This window comes from Oxalicibacterium flavum (assembly GCF_014635065.1).
GTDB lineage: Bacteria > Pseudomonadota > Gammaproteobacteria > Burkholderiales > Burkholderiaceae_D > Oxalicibacterium > Oxalicibacterium flavum.
The window spans coordinates 97,541-122,271 of record NZ_BMCG01000006.1 but is presented as its reverse complement, the minus strand read 5'-3'; the positions used below and the strand labels follow the sequence as shown (position 1 = coordinate 122,271).

Sequence of the window (24,731 nt, the reverse complement as noted above, 5' to 3'; positions counted from 1 at the left end):
GCGCACAAGGCGTCGTAATCAATCCCGCTCAGGCAATAGCGGCTTCGACATACGGCTGCAAGCCCTGATCTGACAGGCGCAGAATGCGGTCGCAGTGCGTCGCCAGTTCCACGTCGTGCGTCACGATGATGAAGGCCGTGCCCAGCGTCTGCGCCAGTTCGAGCATCAGGTCGAAGGTCTTCTGCGCCGTATGACGATCGAGATTGCCGGTCGGTTCGTCGGCCAGCACACAGGCCGGCTGCGTGACCAGCGCGCGCGCCAGCGCCACGCGCTGACGTTCGCCGCCCGACAGTTCGCCCGGCACGTGCGTGACGCGATGCTCGAGACCGACACGCGCCAGCATCGCCCTGGCCGCCTTGTGCGCCTGGTCGCGCGGCACGCGGCGGATCATCAGCGGCATGGCGACGTTGTCGAGCGCCGAGAATTCCGGCAGCAGGTGATGAAACTGATAGACGAAGCCCAGCGACTGGTTGCGCACAGTGCCGCGCCGTTTTTCGTCGAGGCTCGCAAAGTCCTCGCCGAGCAGCGTCACAGAACCCGCGGTGGGCACGTCGAGTCCGCCCAGCAAATGCAGCAGCGTCGATTTGCCGGAACCCGAGGCGCCGATGATCGCCACGCGCTCGCCGCGCGCGACGTCGAGCTCGATGCCCTTGAAGACCTCGACCGAATATTTTCCCTGGGTGAAGGTTTTTGCCAGCTTGCGGCAGGCCAGTACTGTCTCACTCATAACGCAATGCCTCCGCAGGTTTGACGCGAGCGGCGGACCAGCTCGGATAAAGGGTCGCCAGGAAGGCGAGCACGACAGAAATGCCGCCGATGGTCCAGACGTCGGGCCAGCGCAGGTCCGACGGCAGTTCGCTGATCAGATAGACGTCCTTGGGCAGGAACTGCACCTGCAGCACGCTTTCGATGAAGGGCACGATGACGTCGATATTCAGCGCCACCAGCACGCCGCCAGCCACGCCAAGCGCGGTGCCGATCAATCCGACCAGCGCGCCCTGGATCATGAAAATCTTCATGATGGACGCCGGCGACGCGCCCAAGGTGCGCAGGATCGCGATGTCGGCCTGCTTGTCGGTCACGGTCATTACCAGCGTCGAGACCAGGTTGAAGGCGGCGACTGCGATAATCAGCGTCAGGATCAGCGACATCATGCGCTTCTCGGTCTGCACCGCGGCGAACCAGTTGCGGTTCTGGCGCGACCAGTCGCGGATCAGCACGTCGTCGCTGACCATGCGCGACAGGTCTGCCGCCACCTGCGGCGCGCGCTGCATGTCGGCGATCTTCAGGCGCAGGCCGGACGGTGCCGACAGGCGGAACATCGTCATCGCATCCTGGATGTGGATGAAGGCCAGCGAGGAGTCGTATTCGAAATGTCCGGAATCGAAGATGCCCGCCACCGTGAACTGCTTGAGGCGCGGAATCACGCCGGCCGGCGTGACCTGCCCCTGCGGCGCGATCATCGTGACCTTGTCGCCGAGCCGCACGTGCATGGCGCGCGCCAGTTCACCGCCGAGCACGATGTTGAAGTCGCCCGGCTGCAGATTGTCGAGGCTGCCCTGCTTGACGTGCCTGGCGACGTCCGACACGTTGGGTTCCTGGTCCGGCAGCACGCCGCGGATCATGACGCCGCGCAGCGTCTCGTCGCGCGTCATCATGGCCTGCGAATCGACATACGGCGCGGTGCCGATCACCTCGCGATCGGCCGAGACTTCCTGCGCCGTGCGCTGCCAGTCGGGCAGCGAGCCGCCGGGTTCGAACACCTCGATATGCGAGAGCACCGACAGCATGCGATCGCGCACGTCTTTCTGAAAGCCGTTCATGACCGACAGCACGATGATCAGTGCCGCCACGCCGACCGCAATGCCGGCCATCGAAATCAGGGAAATGAAGGAAATGAAGCTGTTGCGTCCGCTGCGCTTGCCGGCCCGCGTGTAGCGCACGCCGATCAGCCATTCGTACGGGATGTTTTTAATGATGCTCAAAAAAGGGCTCCTGGTTGCCGCATGCAGTTTGTCCGCAGTTTGCCATAGTTACCGTGCAGCAGCACTCCCATAGGTTTGATGTGCTCTCCTCATGCGAGCCTGCGCGCAGGAATGGACTGCCGCCACGCATTTACGTTCCCTTGCGCAGCATCAACACCTTTGAAACGAAGCGGTCGGCTGCCGCGCCGCCATTCGTTAGGACCTGCTCCGGCTCAATTGCCCTACAATCGCGGGCATGAACCGACTCGAAGTCCTCTTACCGTTTGCGCTGACGCCCGTCGAACTGACGCGCGATCTCGAACGCGAACTGCGTCTGCCCGCGCTCGCCATGCTGCTCGGACGCGGCAGGCTGACACTGTCCAACGAAACCGACGGTTTCTCTCGTGCGCTGCCGCACGAAAGCTGGCTGGCCGGCAGCTACGACAGTCCCGCGCAGGCCGACAACAGCCCGCCGCTGGGCACCGCCCTCGCCCGCGCGGCGAACCTGACGACACCGCCCGGCTGCTGGTTCGTGCTGCAGCCGGTGCACATCCACATCGCGCGCGACCACCTTGTGCTGACCGATCCGCGGCAGCTGCAGCTCGACGAAAGCCATTCCCGCACGCTGTTCGACATCGCCCGTCCGCTGTTCGAGGAAGTCGGCCAGACCCTGCTGTGGATCGATGCCGCGACCTGGCTGCTGCGCGCCGACGACTGGCAGGCGCTGCGCACCGCATCGCCGGACGCCGCCTGCGGCCACAACGTCGATATCTGGATGCCGCAGGGCGAACAGGCGCGCGAATGGCGCCGCCTGCAGAACGAGGTGCAGATGCACTGGCACGGCCACGCCGTCAACGACGAGCGCGCCGCGCAGGGACAGAATCCCGTCAACTCGATCTGGCTGTGGGGTGGAAGCACTGCCGCAACGGATGCTGCCGCTGCACGCAGGATATTCAGCAGCTCGGCCGGGCCGGGCCCGCAACTGGCCGCCCTGGGCAGCCAGCCCGTTGCATCCGTGGACGCACTGCTCGCCGCCTCCGGCGACGACGGCGTGCTCGTGCTCGACGAACTGATCGCACCCGCGCTCAGCCAGGACTGGGCGCAATGGATAGACCATTTCAATGCGCTCGAAACGCGCTGGTTCGCGCCGCTGCTCGCCGCGCTGCAAGCCGGCCGGCTGCAACAGATCGACATCGTGTTCAGCCATCACGCCGTGCTGAAACACGTCGCCACCGGCAAGGGTGCGCTGCGCAAGTTCTGGAAGAAACCCTCGCTCTCCGCCCTGTCCGCATGACCCGCATCGTCGTCCGCTCCTATTCTGCCAGCCACGCCGACAGACTGCGGCAGGCCGGCCTGCACCCAGTGATGGCGCGCATCTTCGCCGCGCGCGGCCTGACGGACCATGCGGAGCTCACCAGCGAACTGAATTCGCTGCTGCCACCGCCCGGCCTGCTGCACATCGACGCTGCCGCCGTCTATCTGGCCGATGCGATTGCCGCCGGCAAGAAGATGGTGATCGTTGCCGACTACGACTGCGACGGCGCCACCGCCTGCGCAGTCGGCCTGCGCGGCCTGCGCGCGATGGGCGCACAGGTCGATTTCATCGTGCCGAATCGCTTCGAATACGGCTATGGCCTGACGCCCGAGATCGTCGAACTGACGGTGCGCGAAAAGAAGCCGGACATCATCGTCACCGTCGACAACGGCATCGCCAGCATCGAAGGCGTGGCCGAAGCGAAACGGCGCGGCATCGACGTCGTCGTCACCGATCACCATCTGCCGGGCGAGCGCCTGCCGGACGCGCGCGTCATCGTCAATCCCAACCAGCCGAACTGCGGCTTTCCGAGCAAGAACCTGGCCGGCGTCGGCGTCATGTTCTACGTGCTGCTGGCACTGCGCGCCGAGATGCGCCAGCGCGGCATCTTCGATGCACAGAACCAGCCCCGCCTCGATGCCCTGCTCGACCTGGTGGCGCTCGGCACGGTGGCCGACGTCGTCAAGCTCGACGCCAACAACCGCATCCTGGTTGCGCAGGGTCTGAAACGCATGCGCGCCGGCCGCATGCACGAGGGCGTGGCGGCGCTGTTCCGCGCCGCCGGCCGCGAAGCGCGGCGCGCCTCGCCTTTCGATCTCGGCTTTGCGCTCGGTCCGCGCTTGAACGCGGCCGGCCGCCTGGCCGACATGTCGCTCGGCATCGAATGCCTGACCACCGACGACCCGGGCCGCGCCTGGGCCATCGCACAGCAGCTCGACGAGATCAACCGCGAGCGCCGCAGCATCGAGGCCGACATGCAGGAAGCCGCGCTGACCCTGCTCGAGCATTACAACCCGCAGCACAAGACCACCATCAGCGTGTTCGACGCCGGCTGGCACCAGGGCGTGATCGGCATCGTCGCCTCGCGCCTGAAAGACAAGTTCTATCGCCCGACCATCACCTTCGCCGATGCCGGCGACGGCTGGATCAAGGGCTCGGGCCGCTCGATCTCCGGCTTCCACCTGCGCGATGCGCTCGACCTCGTGTCCAAGCATGCGCCGACACTCATCGACAAGTTCGGCGGCCATGCGATGGCAGCCGGCCTGACGATACGCGCCGATGCCTTCGATGCGTTCTCGGAAGCGTTCGAGACGGTCGGCCGCGACTGGCTCGACCAGACCCAGCTCGAGCGCGTGATCGAAACCGACGGCTCGCTCGAATCGAGTTACTTCACCACGCAATTCATCGAACTCATGGATACGCAGGTGTGGGGACAGGGATTCGCGCCGCCACTGTTCTGCGACGAGTTCCGCGTGCTGAACCAGCGCGTGCTCAAGGAACGCCACCTGAAGCTGACGCTGGAAAAGGATGGACAGCAATACGATGCGATCTGGTTCGGCAACAGCGCCTCGCTGCCTGGCCATGCGCGCGTCGCCTATCGACTTGACGCCAACGAGTTCAACGGCCGCACGCGCGTGCAGCTACTGGTGGAACACGCCGAAGCCGCCTGACGCGGCAGCGCGCACGCTGCTGTAGTGAACTTCAGCGTACCGGCAGGAACTGGATGAAGGAGCCGCCGAGCAGGTTCTGCACGTAGCTGATGCCGGCACGCCGGTATTTCTCGGTGATGAACACCGCCAGCAAATCGAGCCGCGCCACGATCTTGCCGAACTCGCGCTCGAAACTCAGGTTGCGCCCCGCCTCGCTGATGTCGTCGGCCAGCAGCAGCGGCTTGCCCGTCTCGTTGCGGCGGCTCGCAAGCAGCCAGACCGCGATCTCCATGTTGCGCGCCGCGTTGTAGAGATGCTGGGCGTCGAGGCTGTCGATCAGGAAAAATTCGGTCTTGCCGTTGTGGGCGACAATGATCATGTCCGCGCTCGCATGGATGAAGGCGGCCACGCGGTCGCCGGCGAATTCGGGCTTGAGCGCCAGCGACAGCGCACCGATGTCGCGCTGCTCGGCCAGCGCCGGCCACGGCGCGCGCTGCTCGATGGCGCTGCGCACGCGCTGGATCGCATCCTCGCGGCTGGCCGCGGTCTTCTTCCATTCGGCCGGATTGCGGCGGTACAGCTTGTCCATCAATAGGTACAGGCTTTGCAGATTGCTGTGCATGGCGATGGTGGCGACGCGGTTGGTGTCCGACTGCCCCATTTCGCGGCTGCCGCTCGACATGCCCTGCACTTCGCCGCGCGGCGCCGGCACGCTCGAACATGCGCCCAGCAGGATCGCCGCGCTGATGATGACCAGGGAAAACCGTGCCCCTTGCATTAGTCGCCTCGTTGCCAAAATGACCAGCCCGGATGATGCCATGGAAAAATCCCGCAAGTGCGCTTTTCCATCGAAAAAATGACGCAACAGGTATAATCCCCGGTTTGATTGCAAAAGAAATCGTCATGGAAGCCGAACGCCTCAACTCCCTCGAATCCCTGCTCGCCGATCTAACCGATCGCGCGGCCGAACTTCGGAGGTATCTTTGACTTCGATGTGAAGTCGGAGAAACTCGAGCAAGTCAACGGGGAACTCGAAGACCCCGACGTCTGGAACGATCCCAAGCGCGCCCAGGACCTGGGCAAGGAAAAGAAATCGCTGGAAGCGATCGTCCACACCCTCATCAAGATCGATACCGAACTGGCCGACGCGCGCGACCTGTTCGAGATGGCGCGTGAAGAGAAGGATGACGACACCATCGTCGCCATCGAGGCCGATGCGCAGAACCTGCTGCAACTGGTGGAAGGCATGGAATTCCGCCGCATGTTCAGCAATCCGCTCGACGCCAACAACTGCTTCATCGACATCCAGGCCGGTGCCGGCGGTACCGAGGCGCAGGACTGGGCCTCGATGCTGCTGCGCCAGTATCTGCGCTACTGCGAACGCAAGGGCTTCAAGACCGAAATCCTCGAACAGTCGGACGGCGAGGTGGCCGGCATCAAGACCGCGACCATCAAGGTCGAGGGCGAATACGCCTACGGCTTCCTGCGTACCGAAACCGGCGTTCACCGCCTGGTGCGCAAGTCGCCGTTCGATTCGGCCAACGGCCGTCACACATCGTTCTCCAGCCTGTTCGTCTATCCCGAAGTCGATGATTCGATCGAGATCGAGATCAACCCGGCCGACGTGCGCATCGACACCTACCGCGCGTCCGGCGCCGGCGGTCAGCACATCAACAAGACCGACTCCGCGGTGCGCCTGACGCACGGGCCGACCGGCATCGTGGTGCAGTGCCAGAACGACCGTTCGCAGCACCGCAACAAGGCCGAGGCGTGGGACATGCTGAAGGCGAAGCTCTACGAACTCGAACTGCGCAACCGCATGAGCGAGCAGCAGAAGCTGGAAGACTCCAAGACCGACGTCGGCTGGGGCCACCAGATCCGCTCCTACGTGCTGGACCAGTCGCGCATCAAGGATTTGCGTACCAACTTCGAGACCGGCAACACCAAGGCCGTGCTCGACGGCGATATCGACGAGTTCATCGCGGCTTCGCTCAAGCAGGGCGTATAAGGCAGGCGCGCGGCGCGCGCCTGCATGTTCCATTCATTGCACCACCCTAACAACCACTGTTGCCTTTCATGACTACGCACAACGACGACGCTGCAGCCCTGCTGCCGACTGACGAAAACAAGATCATCGCCGAACGTCGCGCCAAGCTCGCTGCGCTGCGCACGCAGGGAATCGCCTTCCCCAACGATTTCCGTCCGCAGCACAAGGCAGCCGACCTGCATGCACAGTTCGGCGGCAAGACCCGCGAGGAACTGGAAGCCGAACCCGTCACGGTCGTGCTCGCCGGCCGCATGATGCTCAAGCGCGAAGCCGGCAAGAAAGCCGCCTTCGCCACGCTGCAGGACGCCTCCGGAGCGCAGGCCGACGGCCGCATCCAGATCTATGCGACGCAGGACCTGACCGGCGAGGAAGCGATGGCCGCGCTGCGCCACTACGACCTCGGCGACATCCTCGGCGTGACCGGTACCCTGTTCAAGACCAAGACCGACGAACTGACGATCAAGGTCAGCGAACTGCGCCTGATCACCAAGTCGCTGCGCCCGCTGCCCGACAAGTTCCACGGCCTGTCTGACCAGGAAACAAAGTATCGCCAGCGTTACGTCGATCTGATCATGAACGAGGAGACGCGCCGCACCTTCAAGGCGCGCACCGCGGCCATCGCCTCGATCCGCAAGTTCATGGCCGAGCACGGCTTCATGGAAGTCGAGACGCCGATGCTGCACACGATTCCCGGCGGCGCTTCGGCCAAGCCCTTCATCACGCACCACAACGCGCTCGATATGGAAATGTACCTGCGCATCGCGCCCGAGCTGTACCTGAAGCGCCTGGTGGTCGGCGGCTTCGACCGCGTGTTCGAGATCAACCGCAACTTCCGCAACGAAGGCGTCTCGATCCGGCACAATCCGGAATTCACGATGATGGAGTTCTACGCCGCCTACACGGATTACAAATGGCTGATGGACTTCACCGAAGCCGTGATCCGCCAGGCTGCCGTCGATGCGCACGGCACCGCCATGCTGACTTACGGCGGCCGCGAACTGGACCTGTCCAAGCCCTTCCACCGCCTCACCATCGTCGAAGCCATCAACAAGTACGCGCCCGGCTACACCGCCGAGCAGCTGGCCGATGCCGCATTCATCAAGCAGGAACTGCTGAAGTTCGGCGTCAAGCCGCATGCGCACGCCGGTCTCGGTGCGCTGCAGCTTGCGCTGTTCGAGGAAACCGCCGAAGCCCAGCTGTGGGAACCGACCTACATCATCGATTACCCGGTCGAGGTATCGCCGCTGGCGCGCGCCTCCGACACCGTGCCCGGCATTACCGAGCGTTTCGAACTGTTCATGGTCGGCCGCGAGATCGCCAACGGCTTCTCCGAACTCAACGACGCCGAAGACCAGGCCGCGCGCTTCCAGGCGCAGGTTGCCGCCAAGGATGCCGGCGACGAGGAAGCCATGTACTACGACGCCGACTATATTCGTGCACTCGAATACGGCATGCCGCCGACCGGCGGCTGCGGCATCGGCATCGACCGCCTGATGATGATCATCACCGACTCGCCCAACATCCGCGACGTGCTGCTGTTCCCGCACCTGCGACGCGAGGATTGATTTTCATAATTTCTTCCGCGCAATAAAAGGGCTGCTTCGGCAGTCCTTTTCTTTTCCCGTTTTGTTTTCGCGCAACCAATCGGCGTTGCATGCAGTCCAAGTTACATCGCCTTACATCTGACACAACTCCGCGCTTTTTATTCGAGAGGCGAGCGGACATACTTTCCACATGATCAACAGCAGCTTCCTTCGTGGAGGACATCATGGAAATCAAGAATAATTCGAACCGGATTCACCCGCTGATCGCAGCCGCCGCCATCGCGGTCCTGCTGGCCTGCATGGTCGGCATCGCCGCCATGACCGGCATGCTGCCCAACTCCAACAGCTCGACCAACCGCGCCGAGGTTGCCGCGCTCGAACGCGAAGCCGAACTGAAGGCCGCGGAAGAAAAAGCCGCTGCAGCGGAAGCCGAGGCCAAGGCCGCTGCGGAACGCGCGGCACAGTTGCGCAAGGAAGAGGAACGGCGCGTGGCCGCATCCAAGCCGGCATCGCGCGCCGATGACAAACCGGCCAGGCAGGTTGCAGCCGCAAGCTGCAGCAACTGCGGCCGCGTTGAATCTGTACGTTCGGTGCAGACTGCTGCCAAACCGAGCGGCGTTGGTGTAGTGGGCGGCGCCGTGGTTGGCGGCCTGCTCGGTAACCAGGTCGGCGGCGGCAACGGCCGTACCCTTGCCACCGTGGCCGGTGCCGTAGGCGGCGGCTATGCCGGCAACGAGATCGAAAAACGCACGCGCACCGCCACCACCTACGAGGTTCGCGTGCGCATGGAAGACGGCCATGTCCGTACCTTCCCGTACAACAACCAGCCGCCGTGGAGCAGCGGCGACCGCGTGCGCGTGGTGGACGGCTACCTGCGCGCACGCTGATCCGGCGCGACCAGCAAAAAGAGCGGCCAATGGCCGCTCTTTTTTCGTTTGAAGAAGCCGCCTTATTGCGCTTCCTCAATCCATGCCATCTGGATCGCTTCCAGAATCTTCTCGCCCGAATTCTCCGGCTTGTCGTCGAAGCCGTCGAGTTCGCAGACCCAGCGATGCAGGTCGGTGAAGCGCACCGTCAGCGGGTCGATGTCCGGGAACTTGTCGTTGAGTTCCTCGGCGATGCGAATGGTATCTGTCCATTTCATGATCGGCTCCTCAATGATTTTCGCTGGCGTGATTGATCGTATAGCGCGGAATCTCGACCACCAGGTCCTCGTCGGCCACGATGGCCTGGCACGACAGGCGCGAGTTGGCTTCCAGTCCCCACGCCTTGTCGAGCAGATCCTCTTCTTTTTCCTCCGCTTCGTTGAGCGAATCGAACCCCTCGCGCACGATCACGTGGCAGGTGGTGCAGGCGCACGACTTTTCGCAGGCGTGCTCGATGTCGATATCGTTCTCGAGCAGCGCGTCGCAGACCGAGGTACCGGCAGGCGCCTCGATGACGGCGCCGTCCGGGCAAAGAAGATGATGGGGAAGAACGACGATTTGGGGCACTTTGGCTACCTCGGTGGTTGAATGTTCAATACGGCTTAGGGTGAAGATGGCTCAGACTTCGTCCAGTTTCCTGCCCGACAGGGCGCTGCGCACGCTGCGGTCCATGCGGCGCGCGGCAAACTCGTCGGTGCCATGTGCCAGCGCATGCACCGCGGCCTTGATGGCTTCGTGATCGGTGCCGGCGGCTGCGCTACGCACCGCCTCCAGCAGGCGCTGCACTTCCGCACGCTCGTCATCCGACAGCAAATCGCTGTCGGCATCCAGCGCCGATTGCGTGGCCAGCACGATGCGCTCAGCCTCGACCTGCTCTTCGCGCAGCGCGCGTGCCAGCATATCGGTATCGGCCGCCTGGAAGGAATCCTGCAGCATCTGCGCGATCTGATCGTCGCCCAGGCCATAGGACGGCTTGACGCTGATCGAAGCCTCGACGCCCGAGCGCAGCTCGCGTGCCGACACCGCCAGCAGACCGTCGGCGTCAACCTGGTAGGTGACGCGGATGCGCGCCGCGCCGGCCGCCATCGGCGGAATGCCGCGCAGCTCGAAGCGCGCCAGCGAGCGGCAGTCGCTGACCAGTTCGCGCTCGCCCTGCACGACGTGGACCGCCATCGCGGTCTGGCCGTCCTTGAAAGTGGTGAACTCCTGTGCGCGTGCGCACGGAATCGTCGAGTTGCGCGGAATGACCTTCTCGACCAGTCCGCCCATGGTCTCGATGCCGAGCGACAGCGGAATCACGTCGAGCAGCAGCCAATCGTCGCCGGCAGCGCGATTGCCCGCCAGCAGGTTGGCCTGGATCGCCGCGCCGAGCGCGACCACCTTGTCCGGATCGATGTTGCCGAGGGGCGGCGTACCGAAGAAGTCGCCGACCGCCTTGCGCACGTGCGGCATGCGCGTCGCACCGCCGACCAGCACCACGCCATCGACATCCTCGGCCGTCAGGCCGGCGTCGCGCAGCGCCTTGCGCGTGGGTGCCAGGGTCTTGGCGACCAGATGCTGCGTCATCTCGGCGAAGGCCTCGGCCGTCAGCGTCAGGTGTACCTGCTCGCCGTTGCCGAGCAAGGCGTCGATATGCGTCTCGCTCCTGCTCGACAGCAGTTCCTTGGCTTCGCGCGCCTTGGTCATCAGCACGCTGGTGTCCTCATCCGACAGCGGCGACAAGCCGGCTTCCTGGATGATCCAGCAGAACAGGCGGTGGTCGAAGTCGTCGCCGCCCAGCGCCGAATCGCCGCCGGTCGCCAGCACCTCGAACACGCCCTTGGTCAACTTGAGAATCGATACGTCGAAGGTACCGCCGCCGAGGTCATAGACCACGAACACGCCTTCCGACGCATTGTCGAGCCCGTAGGCAATCGCGGCCGCGGTCGGTTCGTTCAGCAGGCGCAGCACGTTGAGACCGGCCAGCGTCGCCGCGTCCTTGGTCGCCTGGCGCTGCGCATCGTCGAAATAGGCCGGGACCGTGATCACGGCACCCACCAGCTCGTCGCCCAGCGCGTCTTCGGCGCGTTGGCGCAGCGTGGCGAGAATGTTGGCAGAGGTCTCCACCGGGCTCTTGATGCCGCCCACCGTCTTCAGCTGCACCATGCCCGGTGAATCGACGAAGTCGTAAGGCAGGTTCTCGGCGTAGGCGATGTCCTTCAGGCCACGCCCCATGAAGCGCTTGACCGAGACGACGGTGTTCTTCGGATCGGTATTCTGCGCCGCCTGCGCCTTGTGGCCGATGTGCGCGTTGCCGTCGGGCAGATAGCGCACCACGGACGGCAGCAGCGAACGCCCCTCCTCGTCGGTCAGGACTTCCGGTACGCTGTTGCGCACTGTTGCCACCAGCGAATTGGTGGTGCCGAGATCGATGCCGACCGCCAGCCGATGCTGGTGCGGCGCAGTGGACATGCCGGGTTCTGCGATTTGAAGTAATGCCATAACGATCGGTAACTTTGCTTGGTGAACCGTCCATCAGCGACGGCCCGGTTCGGTCGGTCAGATCAGTGCGTCCTGCACGTTCGCGACCTCGTCGGAGAATTTTTCCAGGAACATCAGTTGGCGCACCAGTCCGGCCGCCTGCCTGAAGTCGCCATTGTCCAGATGCGCGGCAGTGGCTTCCAGCACCGCCTTGCGTTCGCTGCGGATTGCCGCTTCGAGCGCATCCAGTGCGGCACCATCTTTCGCTGCGCGCGCGTCGTCGAGCGCTTCGCGCCATTCCATCTGCTGCATCAGGAAGGCCGGCGGCATCGAGGTGTTCGATTCGACTTCGAGATCGACGCCGTTCAGCTCGCACAGATAGGCCGCGCGGCGGAACGGGTTCTTCAGGGTCTTGTAGGCTTCGTTGGCGCGCGTGGCCCATTGCATGGCGACGCGGCGCTCGCTGTCGGAGGCATTGGCGAAGCGGTCCGGGTGCACCCTGTGCTGCACCTCGTGATAGGCGCTGTCCAGCGCGGCTGCATCGATAGTGAATTGCTGGGGAAGCTGGAAGAGTTCGAAATGGTTTTGCATGCTGTGCGTTGGCGATTGCTACGCGCGCCGCTGTCGGCGTCTGTGATGAATGACTGCGGTGACTGGATTCCGGTGCAAAAAGAGCCTGCACATCGTCAGGCTCTGTGGCGACGGCGACCTGGGCCGGCGTTCGATCAGATGCGGAAGCTTTCTCCGCAGCCGCATTCATCCTTCACGTTGGGGTTGCGGAACTTGAAGCCTTCGTTCAGCCCTTCACGCGCGAAATCGAGTTCGGTGCCATCGATGTACGGCAGGCTCTTGGGATCGACGAAGACCTTGACGCCGTGCGATTCGAACACATTGTCCTCGGCCGCCTGCTCGTCCACATACTCGAGCTTGTACGCCAGGCCCGAGCATCCGGTGGTGCGCACGCCGAAGCGCAGGCCGATGCCCTTGCCGCGCCGCTCCATGTAGCGATTGATGTGCTTTGCCGCTTTTTCAGTCAATGTGATTGCCATGATCTTCCACCGAAAAGATTGTCACTGATCATGCGGGAAGAAACGCTTCCTGCATGCCCAATCGATCAACAACCTTATGCCGCTTCCTTCGACTCGCCCGCGCCGTGACGCGTCTTGTAATCCTGCACGGCCGCCTTGATCGCGTCTTCCGCCAGGATCGAGCAGTGGATCTTCACCGGCGGCAGCGCCAGTTCCTCGGCGATCTGCGTGTTCTTGATCGCGAGCGCCTGATCCAGCGTCTTGCCCTTGACCCATTCGGTCACCAGCGACGACGAGGCGATAGCCGAGCCGCAGCCATAGGTCTTGAATTTCGCATCTTCGATCACGCCATCCGCGCCGACCTTGATCTGCAGCTTCATGACGTCGCCACAGGCCGGTGCACCGACCATGCCGGTACCGACGGTGTCGTCACCCTTGTCGAAGGCGCCGACGTTGCGCGGGTTTTCGTAGTGATCGAGAACTTTGTCCGAGTAAGCCATTTTGTTGCTCCTTGAATGAATCGCGACAGCCGGATTAGTGCGCTGCCCACTGGATCGTGCTGAGATCGATCCCGTCCTTGTACATGTCCCACAGCGGCGACAGTTCACGCAGCTTGGATACCTTTTCCTTGATCAGGCCGATCGTGAAATCGACTTCTTCCTCGGTCGTGAAACGGCCGATCGTGAAGCGGATCGAACTGTGCGCAAGTTCGTCGCTGCGGCCCAGGGCACGCAGCACGTACGACGGCTCGAGGCTGGCCGAGGTGCAGGCCGAACCAGACGATACCGCCAGATCCTTGATCGCCATGATCAGCGATTCGCCTTCGACGTAGTTGAAGCTGACGTTCAGGTTGTGCGGCACGCGATGCGCCATGTCGCCGTTGACATAGACCTCTTCCATTTCCATCAGGCCCTTGGCGAGACGGTCGCGCAGGCCGCGGATGCGCGCCAGTTCGCTGTCCATCTCTTCACGCGCGATGCGGAAGGCTTCGCCCATGCCGACGATCTGGTGCGTCGCCAGCGTGCCCGAGCGCAGGCCGCGCTCATGGCCGCCGCCGTGCATCTGTGCCTCGATGCGCACGCGCGGCTTGCGGCGCACGTACAGCGCGCCGACGCCTTTCGGACCGTAGGTCTTGTGCGCCGAAAAACTCATCAGATCGACCTTGGTTTTTTCGAGGTCGATCTTGACCTTGCCGGTCGCCTGCGCGGCATCGCTGTGGAAAATGATGCCCTTGCTGCGACACAGTTCGCCAATCTCGTCGATCGGCTGAATCACGCCGATCTCATTGTTGACCAGCATCACGGAGACCAGGATGGTGTCCGGACGGATCGCATCGGCCAGTTGCTGGATCGTGATCAGGCCATTGTCCTGCGGCTGCAGGTAGGTCGCCTCGAAACCTTCGCGCTCGAGTTCGCGCACGGTGTCGAGTACGGCCTTGTGTTCGGTCTTGACCGTGATGATGTGCTTGCCCTTGGTCTTGTAGAAGTGCGCGGCGCCCTTCAGCGCGAGGTTGTTGCTCTCGGTCGCGCCCGAAGTCCAGATGATCTCGCGCGGATCGGCATTGACCAGCGCCGCCACATTGGCGCGCGCCTCCTCGACCGCCTTCTCGGCTGCCCAGCCGTACATATGGCTGCGCGAAGCCGGATTGCCGAACTGCTCGCGCAGATAGGGAATCATCTTGTCGGCCACGCGCGGATCGATCGGCGTGGTCGCCGAATAGTCCATGTAGATCGGGAAGTGCGGCGCCTTGATCGTGTCGAGCAGGCTCTTGTCTAACGGGGCATTCATCTTTTCACTCCAAATTGTCAAACGGCAGCGTGGCTGTTTCGGTGCATGACCACCACACGCTGCTCCAGTACCGCCTGCTTCTGTTTCTGCTGATCGACCAGATCCTTCAACGACACCGAATCCAGGTAATCCACCATCTTTGCGTTGAGCGTGGCCCACAGGTCATGGGTCATGCAGCGACCGCCATTTTCATGTTCCGGACTGTGACAGTTTTCCTTGCCACCGCACTGCGTCGCATCCAGCGGCTCATCGACCGCGATGATGATGTCCGCCACCGTCACATCCTCCGCACGACGCGCCAGGTTGTAGCCGCCGCCCGGTCCGCGCACCGATTCCACGATCTCGTGGCGGCGCAGCTTGCCGAACAATTGCTCCAGATAGGAAAGCGAAATTTCCTGACGCTGGCTGATCCCGGCAAGCGTCACCGGACCGTTGTCCTGGCGCAGTGCCAGATCGATCATCGCAGTTACCGCAAAACGACCCTTGGTGGTCAGACGCATATGCTGTTCCTCACACGAAATGCTTCCGGATTGGTTGAATGTTTTCGTCAAGTATAACAAAGCCGACTAAATCTGTCAGGAATGAAATCGTATCCCGCAGACAAGAAAACAACGCCCCACCGTGTCGCCGCAAATGCCCGTCAATTCTCACCGTTCCGCAAAGCGCGTCATTTTATCGCGAGCCTTTAATGCTTGCTTGGACGCATCTCACCGACCTCCTCTACACCCTACTCAATCGAACAATCGCCCGCCCCATCTCATGCCCACCCACAGAATGAAGGCATGTCTTTCACAAACATATGTCACTCAAAAAGTCGTCATACAAATTTGAACGAACAATCAATTAAATAAATTTTCGTTAAAAATCATGTATTTAATATCAATTCAAAGAAAATAAATCGATTATTAATTTTGAGCGAATATTCAATTTATAATAAAACCTTCGCTCATTGATCGAAGCTTCGCTTCCATTTCTGCATGGCTACCCGCATTTCCAAAACCCCGCAATCACCGACCGCCAAGGCGGACAAGAAACGTGGCGATGTTCTCAAGGCCGCTGGCAAATGTTTTCGCAAAACCGGCTTTCATCAGACGTCCATGCAGCAGATCTGCGCCGAAACCGGGCTCGGTCCGGGCGCCGTCTATCGCTACTTCACGGGCAAGGAAGCCATCATCGAGGCGATGGTGGAGGATGAGCGTCGGCAGGCGCGCGCCATGCTGCTGCAGATGAGGGATGCGGAATCGATACAGGATGCGCTGGCGATGGCCACGCGCATGTTCGCCGAGCGCTATCGCGCCAGCGGCGATGCCGGCCTGATGACCGAAGTCTATGCAGAAGGCATGCGCAGCAAGCGCACCGGCGCCGTGCTGCGCAGGATCGAGGCGGAATGGGTGATGGGATTGACCAATATCCTGCGCGTGGCGCAGGCGCGCGGCCAGCTCGACGCTTCGCTGGATGCCGCGCAGACCGCGCTATTCCTGACCGGCATGTGGGACGGCATGATCATCCGCCAGCACTTCCATGCGCACGACGATCCGCAGGCCCTGCCCGCCTTCTTCGACAACATGATCGCGCGCCTGCTGGCACGCGACGGCAGCAAACCCGAAACGCGCAGCAAGGCAGCGGGCCAGCCAGCCGCCGATCTGCTCACCGGCGTCGAACCGGCGTTCGTGCGCCCGGATACGCGCCAGATGAGTCTGATTTAAAGCAGCTTATTTCTGCAGCAAATGCATGGGACCGAAAAACTCCTGCATCACCGGATTGCCGATGAAACTCAGGTTATAAGGGTGCTCCGCCACCTTTTTCGGAAAACGGGCATTGGCCGGCAGAGCCTCGAGTTGCACTGCAATCTTTCCCCATAAAACCAGCGTCGGCGGCTCCTTCCCCTTGCCTTCCGCATGGTCGGCCAAGGCCGACAACACCACCTGCAGAAACGGCAGCCAGGCCTTGGCCTCGCGCACCGGCGGCACGTGCTTGCGGAACACCAGCGTCGCGTTTAGCAGCAGGAAACCGTGCGCCGTCAGGTTGGCCTGCAGTTCCGGCAGGGTCTGGATCACTTGGTCGGGCGCAGCACGCGCGCGGTCCGAAATCCCGCTCAGCGCCTCACCCGTGGTATTCGTCAGGGTCAGTTGGCCGTCCGCTACCAGCAGCATCTTCATGAAGTTGCGCAGCGAGGTGGCGCGATTGACCGGCTTGGACAAGCCCTTTTCCGACCACAGGGAGCTGACCGCGCCATCCATGAAGCAAACCCCTGTCGCGCTGTCCGGGCGCGGATACGGCCCCTCCCCCACCAGCACATAGCGCACGGCATCCAACGGCTGCCGGAAGGCAGCGAACACGCGTCCGCCATTCGGCAGGAAATGATCGTCGGCCAGTGCCGGCAAGTATTCCGGGTTGTTGGCGGCGACAGCCTCCAGACCGGCACGCAGCACAGGCTGCCACGATGTGTCCGCCTGCTCGAGCATGGCAATGAAGGAATGTGGAATCGTATGGCTCATGACAATCAACGGTAAAGCGGCCGGTCAAAGCCGGCCGCAAAAGAGGAGTAAAAAATACTAGTCGCGCGCCAGCGGCACCACGTTGGAATCGGCACCCGGCGCACCGAACAACTGCTCCTTCAGCACGCGCAGTTGGTCGCGTACCTTGGCGGCTTTCTCGAATTCCAGATTCTTGGCGTGGTCGATCATCTGCTTCTCGAGCTTCTTGATCTCCTTGCTGACCTGCTTCTCGCTCATGGCATCGTACTTCTTGCTGTCCTGCGCCACGGCGAGTTCCAGACGCGCCTCCTGCGGACTATAGACACCGTCGATCAGTTCGCGGATTTCCTTCTTGATGCCGGCCGGCGTGATGCCGTTGGCTTCGTTGAAGGCGACCTGCTTGGCGCGGCGGCGCTCGGTCTCGTCGATCGCGCGGCGCATGGAATCGGTCAACACGTCGCCGTAGAGGATCGCCATGCCGCGCAGGTTGCGCGCCGCACGGCCGATGGTCTGGATCAGGCTGCGCTCGGAACGAAGGAAACCTTCCTTGTCAGCGTCGAGGATCGCCACCAGCGACACCTCGGGAATGTCCAGCCCTTCACGCAACAGGTTGATACCGACCAGCACGTCGAAGGTACCGATGCGCAGATCGCGGATGATCTCCACGCGCTCGACGGTATCGATGTCGCTGTGCAGGTAGCGCACCTTGATGCCGTTGTCGCTCAGGAATTCGGTCAGCTGCTCGGCCATGCGCTTGGTCAGCGTGGTGACCAGCACACGTTCGTTGAGCTTCACGCGCTCGGTGATTTCGGACATCAGATCGTCAACCTGGCTGGACGCCGGCCGCACGCTGATGATCGGGTCAACCAGCCCGGTCGGCCGCACCACCTGCTCGACCACCTGGTCGGCGCGCGCATTCTCGTAATCGGCCGGCGTGGCCGAAACGAACACGGTCTGGCGCATCTTGGATTCGAACTCGTCGAACTTCAGCGGCCGGTTGTCGAGCGCCGACGGCAGGCGGAAGCCGTAATCGACGAGGTTGGTCTTGCGCGCGCGGTCGCCGTTGTACATGCCGTTCAACTGGCCGATCAGTACGTGCGACTCATCGAGGAACATCAGCGCATCGGGCGGCAGGTAATCAACCAGCGTCGGCGGCGGATCGCCGGGACGGCCGCCCGACAGATGCCGCGAGTAGTTCTCGATGCCCTTGGTGAAGCCGATCTCCTGCATCATCTCGAGATCGAAGCGCGTACGCTGCTCGAGACGCTGCTCCTCGATCAGCTTGCCTTCCTTGCGGAAGAATTCGAGCCGCTCGCGCAGCTCTTCCTTGATGGTGTCTATCGCGCGCAGCACGGTCGAGCGCGGCGTCACGTAGTGCGAGCCCGGATAGATCGTGAAGCGCGGGATTTTCTGCTTGACGCGTCCGGTCAGCGGATCGAACAACTGCAGGCTTTCGATCTCGTCGTCGAAGGTTTCGATGCGCAATGCCAGTTCTGCATGCTCGGCCGGAAACACGTCGATGGTGTCGCCGCGCACGCGGAAGGTGCCACGGCCGAAATCGACCTCGTTGCGCGTATATTGCATCTGGATCAGGCGCGCGATCACGTCGCGCTGGCTGACCTTGTCACGCGCGCGCAGGGTCAGGATCATCTGGTGGTATTCGTTCGGATTACCGATACCGTAGATCGCCGAGACGGTCGCCACGATCACCACGTCGCGCCGCTCCATCAGCGATTTGGTGCACGACAGGCGCATCTGCTCGATGTGCTCGTTGATCGAGGAATCCTTCTCGATGAACAGGTCGCGCTGCGGCACGTAGGCCTCGGGCTGGTAGTAATCGTAGTAGCTGACGAAGTACTCGACCGCGTTCTGCGGAAAGAACTCGCGGAATTCGCTGTAGAGCTGCGCCGCCAGCGTCTTATTGGGCGCGAACACGATCGCCGGGCGCCCCAGGCGCGCAATGGTGTTGGCAACCGTATAGGTCTTGCCCGAACCGGTCACGCCGAGCAGGGTCTGGAACGATAGGCCATCCTCCACGCCCTCGACCAGTTTCTCGATGGCCGTGGGCTGATCGCCGGCCGGCGGAAAAGGCTGGTAAAGCCGGAACGGAGAATCGGGAAAAGTGACGATTTTCGACTCGTCGAACGAGGGCACAACCTGGGATAAATCGGACATTGCCATGCGACCTTTGGTAGAATTGTTCGGCTGGATTTCCACTCAAGACTTTTGGTCTTGCGTTCCATACAACCCGTCTGCAAATCCGTCTCTTGCAGCCAACTTTTGATGTTATCACGATGAACGCACCTACTCCTGCTTCACTCCTCCATGCCATCGAAATGGCGCCCCGCGATCCGATTCTCGGCATCACCGAGGCGTATAACGCAGACAAGAATCCCAAGAAAGCCAACCTCGGCGTCGGCGTCTATTATGACGACAACGGCAAGCTGCCTCTGTTGGAATGCGTACGCAAGGCCGAAGCGCAACTGATGGAAAAGACCGGACCGCGCGGCTATCTGCCGATCGATGGTCTGGCTGCCTACGACAAGGCCGTTCAAGACCTCGTATTTGGTGCCGACAGCGCCGTTATCAAGGAAAAGCGCGCCATCACCGCACAGGCGATCGGCGGCACCGGCGCACTCAAGCTTGGCGCCGACTTCCTCAAGCGCTTCTCGCCTGACGCGCAGGTCTGGATCAGCGATCCGAGCTGGGAAAACCACCGTGCACTGTTCGAATCGGCCGGCTTCAAGGTCAACAGCTATCCGTATTACGATGCAGCAAGCAAGGGCGTCAATTTTGCCGGCATGCTCGACACGCTGAAAACCATCCCGGCCGGCTCCGTCGTGCTGCTGCACGCCTGCTGCCACAACCCGACCGGCGCCGACCTGACCGACGACCAATGGACGCAGATCATCGAGGTCGTCACCACGCGCGGCCTGGTGCCCTTCCTCGACATGGCCTATCAGGGCTTCGGCGACGGCATCGAATCCGATGGCAAGGTAGTGCGCCGCTTCGCCGACGCCGGCGGTCCGGTATTCATCTCCAACTCGTTCTCGAAGTCGTTCTCGCTGTACGGCGAACGCGTCGGTGCGCTGTCCATCGTCGCCACCAGCGCCGACGAAGCCGCGCGCGTGCTGTCGCAACTGAAGCGCGTGATCCGCACCAACTACTCGAACCCGCCGATCCACGGCGGCCAGGTCGTCGCCACCGTGCTGGCAACACCGGAACTGCGCGCGCTGTGGGAAGAGGAACTGGCAGCCATGCGCGTGCGCATCCGCGAAATGCGCCAGGCCTTCGTCGAGAAACTCAAGGCCAAGGCGCCCGGCCACAATTTCGATTTCGTGATCGCGCAGCGCGGCATGTTCTCGTACTCGGGCCTGACCAAGCCGCAGGTCGATCGCCTGCGCGAGGAATACTCGATCTACGCCGTCGATACCGGCCGCATCTGCGTCGCTGCGCTCAACAGCGGCAATATCGACTATGTCGTCGACGCCGTTGCCAAGGTGCTTTGAAAAGGATGAGCCTGCTGCAACGATAACCTGCGAAAATTTCTGCGTAAAAACAGAAAAATTGCTTCACAGGCTTTGACAAGCAGCAAAGATTCATACATAATCTTGCTTCTGTTCCCTGATAGCTCAGTCGGTAGAGCGACGGACTGTTAATCCGCAGGTCCCTGGTTCGAGTCCAGGTCGGGGAGCCAAAAAATTCAAGCAAAAAGCCCAATCGCAAGGTTGGGCTTTTTGCTTTCTAGATGCTGCATAGTTTCTGAGGTAACTCCGCCAGCATGCGGTGCAGTCCACTCCCATTCTTCAAAAACTACCGAACATCTCGCTCTCGTTTGGAAACATCCCGGCAGCGCGCTGCCTCGTTTTCCAGTTGAGAAGCGACATCTGCACAATTTTATGTTTCAGCAAGGAAATAGATTTAAACTGTCAAAAGACGATCGGTTGGCACCATATATTCCAGATAATCGTAACGGCATGAAGTAAAACTTGAGCAGATTCGCACAGGCATGGCCGGTACTACAAAGCCTATGAAGCGCCAATATAGGCGCGCATTTAAGGGGATGGAAAATGGCAATGAAAGAAGGAGTAAGTAGAGTCAGCAAACTTATCTCGGGTACCAGCTGGGCGTTATTAGTACTTTTCGCCATCCTCGGCATAGTAGCTGCATTCAACAATGCAGGAGCAATCACATCAATCGTTCTTCTTTTATTGGGGGGCTTTCTTTTTGCCGTTACTCAGGGTTGTGTGTGGGTTCTGGATGGCTTTATAGGCAACACTGGCGTCGACAGCAATTTTCTATGGCCGCGCAAGAGAAAAGGGAGCATCAAGAACAACGAAACTCCATACAAACCGAGCGGCTTCAATGAAAAGCCATTGGTCGGCGTCGGAGGATGGCTCATGTTCTTGGTTGCCAGCCTGACGATCTTTGGCCCTCTTCGTTCCGTTATAACAACTGCCAACGCGATAATGGATGCTGAAAACCTTTATCCAGAATTGCTCAATTTAAGCGGTTGGACAAACTACAAGATAACTGCTTGGCTGATAGCGATCATGCTTAGTGCCGCGTTTATCTGGGCCGGCAGGGGTTTGCTCAAGCACCACATCCCGGCGTCGGTTGATGCTTGCATTCAGGTGATATGGGCAGCACCCTTTGTCGCAATGATAGGCGACCTCTTATCCGCGGTAGTTTTCTTAAAACTCTCCCCTAGTGATTATCTGGGTCCAGAAGTAATCGGAGGCGTATTGCAGGGGATTATGTATGCCGCCATCTGGACTGCCTACCTGAAGCGCTCCCGACGGGTAAAAAACACCTATGGGACAAGCTGAGCGTGGAAATGAATAGAAAGCTACAATCAGCCCCCGTTGCAAATCACCTCAATCAAGCCCGTCGCAAGCGGGGCTTTTTTACGCTTTCTCCGCCCACTCAGTCAATTTTCCGGCTCTCCAAAAACAAAATCCTCGCTGATTGCGAGGATTATTGGTGGCGGCCGGGGTGCTGGCCTGGCAGCAAATTACAGGCTGCGATAGCTCTTCAAGAACTGGTAGTTCGTGCCGCGCGTCGCACACAGCTTTGCGATCAATGCTGCACGGGCTTCTTGAGAGGCTTTTGCTTCTACTGCTTTGGACAATGCTTGTGACATTTGGACTTCCTTTCATAGTGATCTCTTTTGGAGTAACTACATAGTGAGGCCACTACAGATATAAATCCAATTCCGATATCGCATACTTGTTATCACCAAGCAGAATAACTTTCCCACCCTCATATTTATGACTTGTGTTTACCCAGCCTATGTTCGCAGTGATGCACCGGCCATATTGAGCAGAATCAGGGTGAGTAAAATGAAGTCTTTGATTGCCTTGCGGGCCTTGCAACTACCGCTGTAGCCAGAGCATATGGTCTGTACGATCACCATCGCCTCCCGTCAGCCCAATCGCCATTACAATCCCTCTTTTTCTTCAGAAAACTTTAGCCATGCCTCGCACACCCCAGGAATTTGCAGACCGCGTCAACGAACTTGCGACCGATCCTCGTCTTACCGGCAGCCAGCCCCATTACGGTGTGGAACTGGCGCGGGAGCCTTACGGTTTCGTTCTCAAGCTGATCGGCAACACCAACCTCGATTTCATCCGCGATTGCTATGCCGTGGCCTATCAGGAAGGCGCTCCGGTTCCTCTGGTACTGCGCCCCTGAGGCCTGCACACGGGATTCACGAAAGACCAGGATCGCCGTTTCCCTGTCAGATCGGCGGCACAACAGTCGTCGTCGGCTGATGCCAGTTGTAAACGGTGCGATAACACTCGAGGATCAATTCCTTCGGTGCATCCCCCACCGGCTTCAGATGGTAGCCACTGCCGACACGCAGCAGTTCGACCGCAAAACGGGGATCGCTGCCGAGGCGTTCCGGGTCCTGCATGGCTTGGCTGACGAGATCGGCGAATTCTTGTGGGGAAACTTGCATGATGTTGCATCCGTGATCAAATGAAAGACGCAATATACGGCAATTGAGTGGAAGAAGTTCTTTGCCTTTTACTTACGCAGTTGCATCACTCCACACCCACATTCTTCCTCACGCTTTAACCCACTGAAGTACGGAGCCACCTTGTGTAGCTTCGTCACCCCTCCTGGCATCATGCAAGCCAGACCCCCGTGCGGCTGATCGCGGGGAGTACGCTGCTCTTGTGCTGATGCGCCCTACGACACGCTTTCATCCTCCCGCGATATGTCACATATAAATTAATCAAATAACAATTGATTTGAATTGAACATATTAACGAAAACACATCTAATGTGAGGATAAAGCAACCCCAAACAGGCATATCGGTTGCAGGCTTACATCAACACGCGCTGAAGATCGCGCGTGCAAATCAGGTCTGCAGACAACCGAGTGCTGGAAAGCAGCCATGACCGCATCAACCATCACGACCTTCGAGCACACTGCGCATGCACCGCCACGCGGTCGCCTGCCGATGATCGATGTCGCCAAGGGCGTCGGCATCCTGCTGATCGTGCTGGGCCATAACCGGATCTTTTCTTCCCATTACGGCGACGCCGCCAACTTCCTGGCTGCCTTTCGTCTGCCCTTCTTTTTCTTCATTTCCGGCGTGATCTTTTCCGCTGCCAATCGCAGCGTTGGAACGATTGCCTTGATGCGGGCCGATGCCTGGCTGAAGCCGTACGTGATGGCGCTGCTGGTGGGCGGGTTGCTCAAGGTCGTCGCGGGAAAGGAGACCGTGGAATCGGTGCTGCTCGGGATTTTCTACGGCACGGGCTTCACCCTTGGATGGAACGTGCTGTGGTTCTTGCCACATCTGTGGCTGCTGTATGTGAGCGTTGCCGTACTGGTCAGGCATGGCAATGCGCTGATCAAGACGCCGTTGCGCAAGGGACTGCTGCTGCTGTTCTTCCTGTGTGCAGGCTTCTTCTTGATGGATTCCTTCGATACGGTGGCGACCAATCCCGCCTGCCGCCGCATCATGGAAGTCGATCCGGAACTGCTGCACTGCGGCCTGCCGTTCAGCGCCGACGTGCTGCTGCTATCGGCCACCTATTTCCTGCTCGGCCACTTTCTATCGACGCCGGCCAAGGCCTTCCGGCTCAACATCGCCGGCATGCTGCTGGCGATCGCGGTCTCGCTTTATCTGAACATGCAGTACGGCTTTCGCATCGACTTCAACATGCGCCGCTACGACAGCCTGCTGATCTCGACCGTGCAGGCACTGGCCGGCATCTACATGATGCTGTGCCTGTGCACGCTGCTGGCGCGCGTACCGCGCGTGCGCGAGATGCTTTGCTATATCGGGCGCGGCAGCCTGATGATCCTGATCTGCCATGCGCAGATCCAGTTCCCGCTGGTCGCCATGCTGCAGAACCGGGTTCCGCCGCTGATGGCCGGCATCATCGGCTTCGTGGCGTGCGTGTCGGCGTCGCTGCTGATCTGGGAAATCTGCAAGCGCAACCGGCTGCTGTCGCGCCTGTTCCTGCCGCTGCAATGGAAAAAGAAAGACGGGGCAACGTCCTGACCCTGCCGGC

The 24,731-nt window shown here is 61.0% G+C and carries 25 protein-coding genes and 1 tRNA gene; 11 read left to right on the top strand and 15 right to left on the bottom strand.

Translation table 11 applies throughout. From position 1 onward, the window contains the following. Positions 1 to 28: 28 nt before the first annotated feature. Positions 29 to 727 (bottom strand): lipoprotein-releasing ABC transporter ATP-binding protein LolD, encoded by a 699-nt coding sequence (gene lolD / locus IEV38_RS14350; protein ID WP_188397272.1) that lies wholly within the window; start codon positions 725 to 727, stop codon positions 29 to 31. Beyond that, a complete protein-coding gene (locus tag IEV38_RS14345) occupies positions 720 to 1,985 on the bottom strand; it encodes a lipoprotein-releasing ABC transporter permease subunit (RefSeq protein WP_188397270.1) in 1,266 nt (421 codons plus the stop codon). Before IEV38_RS14345 ends, lolD begins: the two co-directional genes overlap by 8 nt. 235 nt (positions 1,986 to 2,220) lie before the next feature. On the opposite strand from IEV38_RS14345, the gene IEV38_RS14340 reads away from it, so the two are divergent. Both IEV38_RS14340 and recJ read left to right on the top strand, forming a co-directional pair. After that, positions 2,221 to 3,258, top strand: coding sequence for a hypothetical protein (locus tag IEV38_RS14340; protein WP_188397268.1), 1,038 nt, complete (start codon positions 2,221 to 2,223; stop codon positions 3,256 to 3,258). Next, positions 3,255 to 4,949, top strand: coding sequence for a single-stranded-DNA-specific exonuclease RecJ (recJ, locus tag IEV38_RS14335; protein ID WP_188397267.1), 1,695 nt, complete (start codon positions 3,255 to 3,257; stop codon positions 4,947 to 4,949). The genes IEV38_RS14340 and recJ overlap by 4 nt, the downstream gene beginning before the upstream one ends. Before the next feature lie 31 nt (positions 4,950 to 4,980). Here recJ and IEV38_RS14330 read toward each other — a convergent pair whose 3' ends face one another. Next, positions 4,981 to 5,706 carry a hypothetical protein gene (locus IEV38_RS14330; RefSeq protein WP_188397265.1) on the bottom strand — a complete coding sequence of 242 codons (726 nt, stop codon included), beginning with the start codon at positions 5,704 to 5,706 and terminating at the stop codon, positions 4,981 to 4,983. A 125-nt stretch (positions 5,707 to 5,831) separates the two neighbouring features. Between IEV38_RS14330 and prfB the strand changes: the two genes are divergently transcribed. The 3 genes from prfB (at position 5,832) to IEV38_RS14315 (ending at position 9,406) form a co-directional block, all read left to right on the top strand. Beyond that, positions 5,832 to 6,936 (top strand): peptide chain release factor 2 gene (prfB, locus tag IEV38_RS14325; protein WP_188397263.1). Its coding sequence is split into 2 segments (ribosomal slippage): positions 5,832 to 5,912 and positions 5,914 to 6,936, totalling 1,104 coding nucleotides; the frame shifts between segments, so codons are not numbered across the junction. Between the two features lie 68 nt (positions 6,937 to 7,004). Beyond that, positions 7,005 to 8,540 (top strand): lysine--tRNA ligase, encoded by a 1,536-nt coding sequence (lysS, locus tag IEV38_RS14320; protein WP_188397261.1) that lies wholly within the window; start codon positions 7,005 to 7,007, stop codon positions 8,538 to 8,540. A 203-nt stretch (positions 8,541 to 8,743) separates the two neighbouring features. Next, the gene (locus tag IEV38_RS14315; protein ID WP_188397259.1) at positions 8,744 to 9,406 is read left to right on the top strand and encodes a glycine zipper 2TM domain-containing protein; all 663 of its coding nucleotides are present in this window, start codon (positions 8,744 to 8,746) and stop codon (positions 9,404 to 9,406) included. A 62-nt stretch (positions 9,407 to 9,468) separates the two neighbouring features. Here IEV38_RS14315 and iscX read toward each other — a convergent pair whose 3' ends face one another. The 8 genes from iscX to iscR form a co-directional block, all read right to left on the bottom strand. Continuing rightward, positions 9,469 to 9,663, bottom strand: a complete 195-nt coding sequence (gene iscX / locus IEV38_RS14310) for a Fe-S cluster assembly protein IscX (RefSeq protein WP_188397257.1) — start codon at positions 9,661 to 9,663, stop codon at positions 9,469 to 9,471. A gap of 10 nt (positions 9,664 to 9,673) precedes the next feature. Beyond that, positions 9,674 to 10,012, bottom strand: a complete 339-nt coding sequence (fdx, locus tag IEV38_RS14305; RefSeq protein ID WP_188397254.1) for an ISC system 2Fe-2S type ferredoxin — start codon at positions 10,010 to 10,012, stop codon at positions 9,674 to 9,676. A gap of 51 nt (positions 10,013 to 10,063) precedes the next feature. Then, complete coding sequence (hscA, locus tag IEV38_RS14300) at positions 10,064 to 11,926, bottom strand: Fe-S protein assembly chaperone HscA (protein WP_188397252.1); 1,863 nt, start codon at positions 11,924 to 11,926, stop codon at positions 10,064 to 10,066. Between the two features lie 57 nt (positions 11,927 to 11,983). Continuing rightward, positions 11,984 to 12,496: a Fe-S protein assembly co-chaperone HscB gene (gene hscB, locus IEV38_RS14295; RefSeq protein ID WP_188397251.1), complete on the bottom strand. Its 513-nt coding sequence runs from the start codon at positions 12,494 to 12,496 to the stop codon at positions 11,984 to 11,986. A gap of 134 nt (positions 12,497 to 12,630) precedes the next feature. Next, positions 12,631 to 12,954 carry an iron-sulfur cluster assembly protein IscA gene (iscA, locus tag IEV38_RS14290; RefSeq protein ID WP_188397249.1) on the bottom strand — a complete coding sequence of 108 codons (324 nt, stop codon included), beginning with the start codon at positions 12,952 to 12,954 and terminating at the stop codon, positions 12,631 to 12,633. Positions 12,955 to 13,028: 74 nt separating this feature from the next. Beyond that, positions 13,029 to 13,433, bottom strand: a complete 405-nt coding sequence (gene iscU, locus IEV38_RS14285; protein ID WP_188397247.1) for a Fe-S cluster assembly scaffold IscU — start codon at positions 13,431 to 13,433, stop codon at positions 13,029 to 13,031. A 34-nt stretch (positions 13,434 to 13,467) separates the two neighbouring features. Next, positions 13,468 to 14,721, bottom strand: coding sequence for an IscS subfamily cysteine desulfurase (locus IEV38_RS14280; RefSeq protein ID WP_188397245.1), 1,254 nt, complete (start codon positions 14,719 to 14,721; stop codon positions 13,468 to 13,470). A gap of 17 nt (positions 14,722 to 14,738) precedes the next feature. Beyond that, on the bottom strand, positions 14,739 to 15,221 hold the full coding sequence (gene iscR, locus IEV38_RS14275) for a Fe-S cluster assembly transcriptional regulator IscR (protein WP_188397243.1): 483 nt from the start codon (positions 15,219 to 15,221) through the stop codon (positions 14,739 to 14,741). A 477-nt stretch (positions 15,222 to 15,698) separates the two neighbouring features. Between iscR and IEV38_RS14270 the strand changes: the two genes are divergently transcribed. After that, positions 15,699 to 16,427 (top strand): TetR/AcrR family transcriptional regulator, encoded by a 729-nt coding sequence (locus IEV38_RS14270; protein WP_188397241.1) that lies wholly within the window; start codon positions 15,699 to 15,701, stop codon positions 16,425 to 16,427. 6 nt (positions 16,428 to 16,433) lie between these two features. On the opposite strand, the gene IEV38_RS14265 is transcribed toward IEV38_RS14270, so the two are convergent. Continuing rightward, the gene (locus IEV38_RS14265) at positions 16,434 to 17,219 is read right to left on the bottom strand and encodes a uracil-DNA glycosylase family protein (RefSeq protein WP_188397239.1); all 786 of its coding nucleotides are present in this window, start codon (positions 17,217 to 17,219) and stop codon (positions 16,434 to 16,436) included. Positions 17,220 to 17,276: 57 nt separating this feature from the next. Continuing rightward, the gene (gene uvrB, locus IEV38_RS14260) at positions 17,277 to 19,373 is read right to left on the bottom strand and encodes an excinuclease ABC subunit UvrB (protein WP_188397237.1); all 2,097 of its coding nucleotides are present in this window, start codon (positions 19,371 to 19,373) and stop codon (positions 17,277 to 17,279) included. Positions 19,374 to 19,492: 119 nt separating this feature from the next. On the opposite strand from uvrB, the gene IEV38_RS14255 reads away from it, so the two are divergent. The 3 genes from IEV38_RS14255 (at position 19,493) to IEV38_RS14245 (ending at position 22,027) form a co-directional block, all read left to right on the top strand. Beyond that, positions 19,493 to 20,707: an amino acid aminotransferase gene (locus IEV38_RS14255; RefSeq protein WP_188397234.1), complete on the top strand. Its 1,215-nt coding sequence runs from the start codon at positions 19,493 to 19,495 to the stop codon at positions 20,705 to 20,707. A 112-nt stretch (positions 20,708 to 20,819) separates the two neighbouring features. Continuing rightward, a tRNA-Asn gene (locus IEV38_RS14250) sits at positions 20,820 to 20,895 on the top strand. A gap of 373 nt (positions 20,896 to 21,268) precedes the next feature. Continuing rightward, positions 21,269 to 22,027 carry a DUF2569 family protein gene (locus IEV38_RS14245; protein ID WP_188397233.1) on the top strand — a complete coding sequence of 253 codons (759 nt, stop codon included), beginning with the start codon at positions 21,269 to 21,271 and terminating at the stop codon, positions 22,025 to 22,027. A 185-nt stretch (positions 22,028 to 22,212) separates the two neighbouring features. On the opposite strand, the gene IEV38_RS15425 is transcribed toward IEV38_RS14245, so the two are convergent. Next, positions 22,213 to 22,341 carry a hypothetical protein gene (locus IEV38_RS15425; RefSeq protein ID WP_268234736.1) on the bottom strand — a complete coding sequence of 43 codons (129 nt, stop codon included), beginning with the start codon at positions 22,339 to 22,341 and terminating at the stop codon, positions 22,213 to 22,215. A 332-nt stretch (positions 22,342 to 22,673) separates the two neighbouring features. Here IEV38_RS15425 and IEV38_RS14240 point away from each other — a divergent pair, with 332 nt between their 5' ends. Beyond that, a complete protein-coding gene (locus IEV38_RS14240; RefSeq protein WP_188397231.1) occupies positions 22,674 to 22,892 on the top strand; it encodes a hypothetical protein in 219 nt (72 codons plus the stop codon). A gap of 46 nt (positions 22,893 to 22,938) precedes the next feature. Here IEV38_RS14240 and IEV38_RS14235 read toward each other — a convergent pair whose 3' ends face one another. Further along, positions 22,939 to 23,160 (bottom strand): hypothetical protein, encoded by a 222-nt coding sequence (locus IEV38_RS14235; RefSeq protein WP_188397229.1) that lies wholly within the window; start codon positions 23,158 to 23,160, stop codon positions 22,939 to 22,941. A gap of 442 nt (positions 23,161 to 23,602) precedes the next feature. On the opposite strand from IEV38_RS14235, the gene IEV38_RS14230 reads away from it, so the two are divergent. Beyond that, the gene (locus tag IEV38_RS14230; RefSeq protein WP_188397227.1) at positions 23,603 to 24,721 is read left to right on the top strand and encodes an acyltransferase family protein; all 1,119 of its coding nucleotides are present in this window, start codon (positions 23,603 to 23,605) and stop codon (positions 24,719 to 24,721) included. Positions 24,722 to 24,731: the final 10 nt, after the last annotated feature.

Bases quoted from the DNA above. Each gene is read 5' to 3' on its own strand.
- lolD (WP_188397272.1), bottom strand. From the start codon at position 727: ATGAGTGAGACAGTACTGGCCTGCCGCAAGCTGGCAAAAACCTTCACC.
- IEV38_RS14340 (WP_188397268.1), top strand. From the start codon at position 2,221: ATGAACCGACTCGAAGTCCTCTTACCGTTTGCGCTGACGCCCGTCGAA.
- recJ (WP_188397267.1), top strand. From the start codon at position 3,255: ATGACCCGCATCGTCGTCCGCTCCTATTCTGCCAGCCACGCCGACAGA.
- IEV38_RS14330 (WP_188397265.1), bottom strand. From the start codon at position 5,706: ATGCAAGGGGCACGGTTTTCCCTGGTCATCATCAGCGCGGCGATCCTG.
- lysS (WP_188397261.1), top strand. From the start codon at position 7,005: ATGACTACGCACAACGACGACGCTGCAGCCCTGCTGCCGACTGACGAA.
- IEV38_RS14315 (WP_188397259.1), top strand. From the start codon at position 8,744: ATGGAAATCAAGAATAATTCGAACCGGATTCACCCGCTGATCGCAGCC.
- iscX (WP_188397257.1), bottom strand. From the start codon at position 9,663: ATGAAATGGACAGATACCATTCGCATCGCCGAGGAACTCAACGACAAG.
- hscA (WP_188397252.1), bottom strand. From the start codon at position 11,926: ATGGCATTACTTCAAATCGCAGAACCCGGCATGTCCACTGCGCCGCAC.
- hscB (WP_188397251.1), bottom strand. From the start codon at position 12,496: ATGCAAAACCATTTCGAACTCTTCCAGCTTCCCCAGCAATTCACTATC.
- iscA (WP_188397249.1), bottom strand. From the start codon at position 12,954: ATGGCAATCACATTGACTGAAAAAGCGGCAAAGCACATCAATCGCTAC.
- iscU (WP_188397247.1), bottom strand. From the start codon at position 13,433: ATGGCTTACTCGGACAAAGTTCTCGATCACTACGAAAACCCGCGCAAC.
- IEV38_RS14280 (WP_188397245.1), bottom strand. From the start codon at position 14,721: ATGAATGCCCCGTTAGACAAGAGCCTGCTCGACACGATCAAGGCGCCG.
- iscR (WP_188397243.1), bottom strand. From the start codon at position 15,221: ATGCGTCTGACCACCAAGGGTCGTTTTGCGGTAACTGCGATGATCGAT.
- IEV38_RS14270 (WP_188397241.1), top strand. From the start codon at position 15,699: ATGGCTACCCGCATTTCCAAAACCCCGCAATCACCGACCGCCAAGGCG.
- IEV38_RS14265 (WP_188397239.1), bottom strand. From the start codon at position 17,219: ATGAGCCATACGATTCCACATTCCTTCATTGCCATGCTCGAGCAGGCG.
- uvrB (WP_188397237.1), bottom strand. From the start codon at position 19,373: ATGTCCGATTTATCCCAGGTTGTGCCCTCGTTCGACGAGTCGAAAATC.
- IEV38_RS14255 (WP_188397234.1), top strand. From the start codon at position 19,493: ATGAACGCACCTACTCCTGCTTCACTCCTCCATGCCATCGAAATGGCG.
- IEV38_RS14245 (WP_188397233.1), top strand. From the start codon at position 21,269: ATGGCAATGAAAGAAGGAGTAAGTAGAGTCAGCAAACTTATCTCGGGT.
- IEV38_RS15425 (WP_268234736.1), bottom strand. From the start codon at position 22,341: ATGTCACAAGCATTGTCCAAAGCAGTAGAAGCAAAAGCCTCTCAAGAA.
- IEV38_RS14240 (WP_188397231.1), top strand. From the start codon at position 22,674: ATGCCTCGCACACCCCAGGAATTTGCAGACCGCGTCAACGAACTTGCG.
- IEV38_RS14235 (WP_188397229.1), bottom strand. From the start codon at position 23,160: ATGCAAGTTTCCCCACAAGAATTCGCCGATCTCGTCAGCCAAGCCATG.
- IEV38_RS14230 (WP_188397227.1), top strand. From the start codon at position 23,603: ATGACCGCATCAACCATCACGACCTTCGAGCACACTGCGCATGCACCG.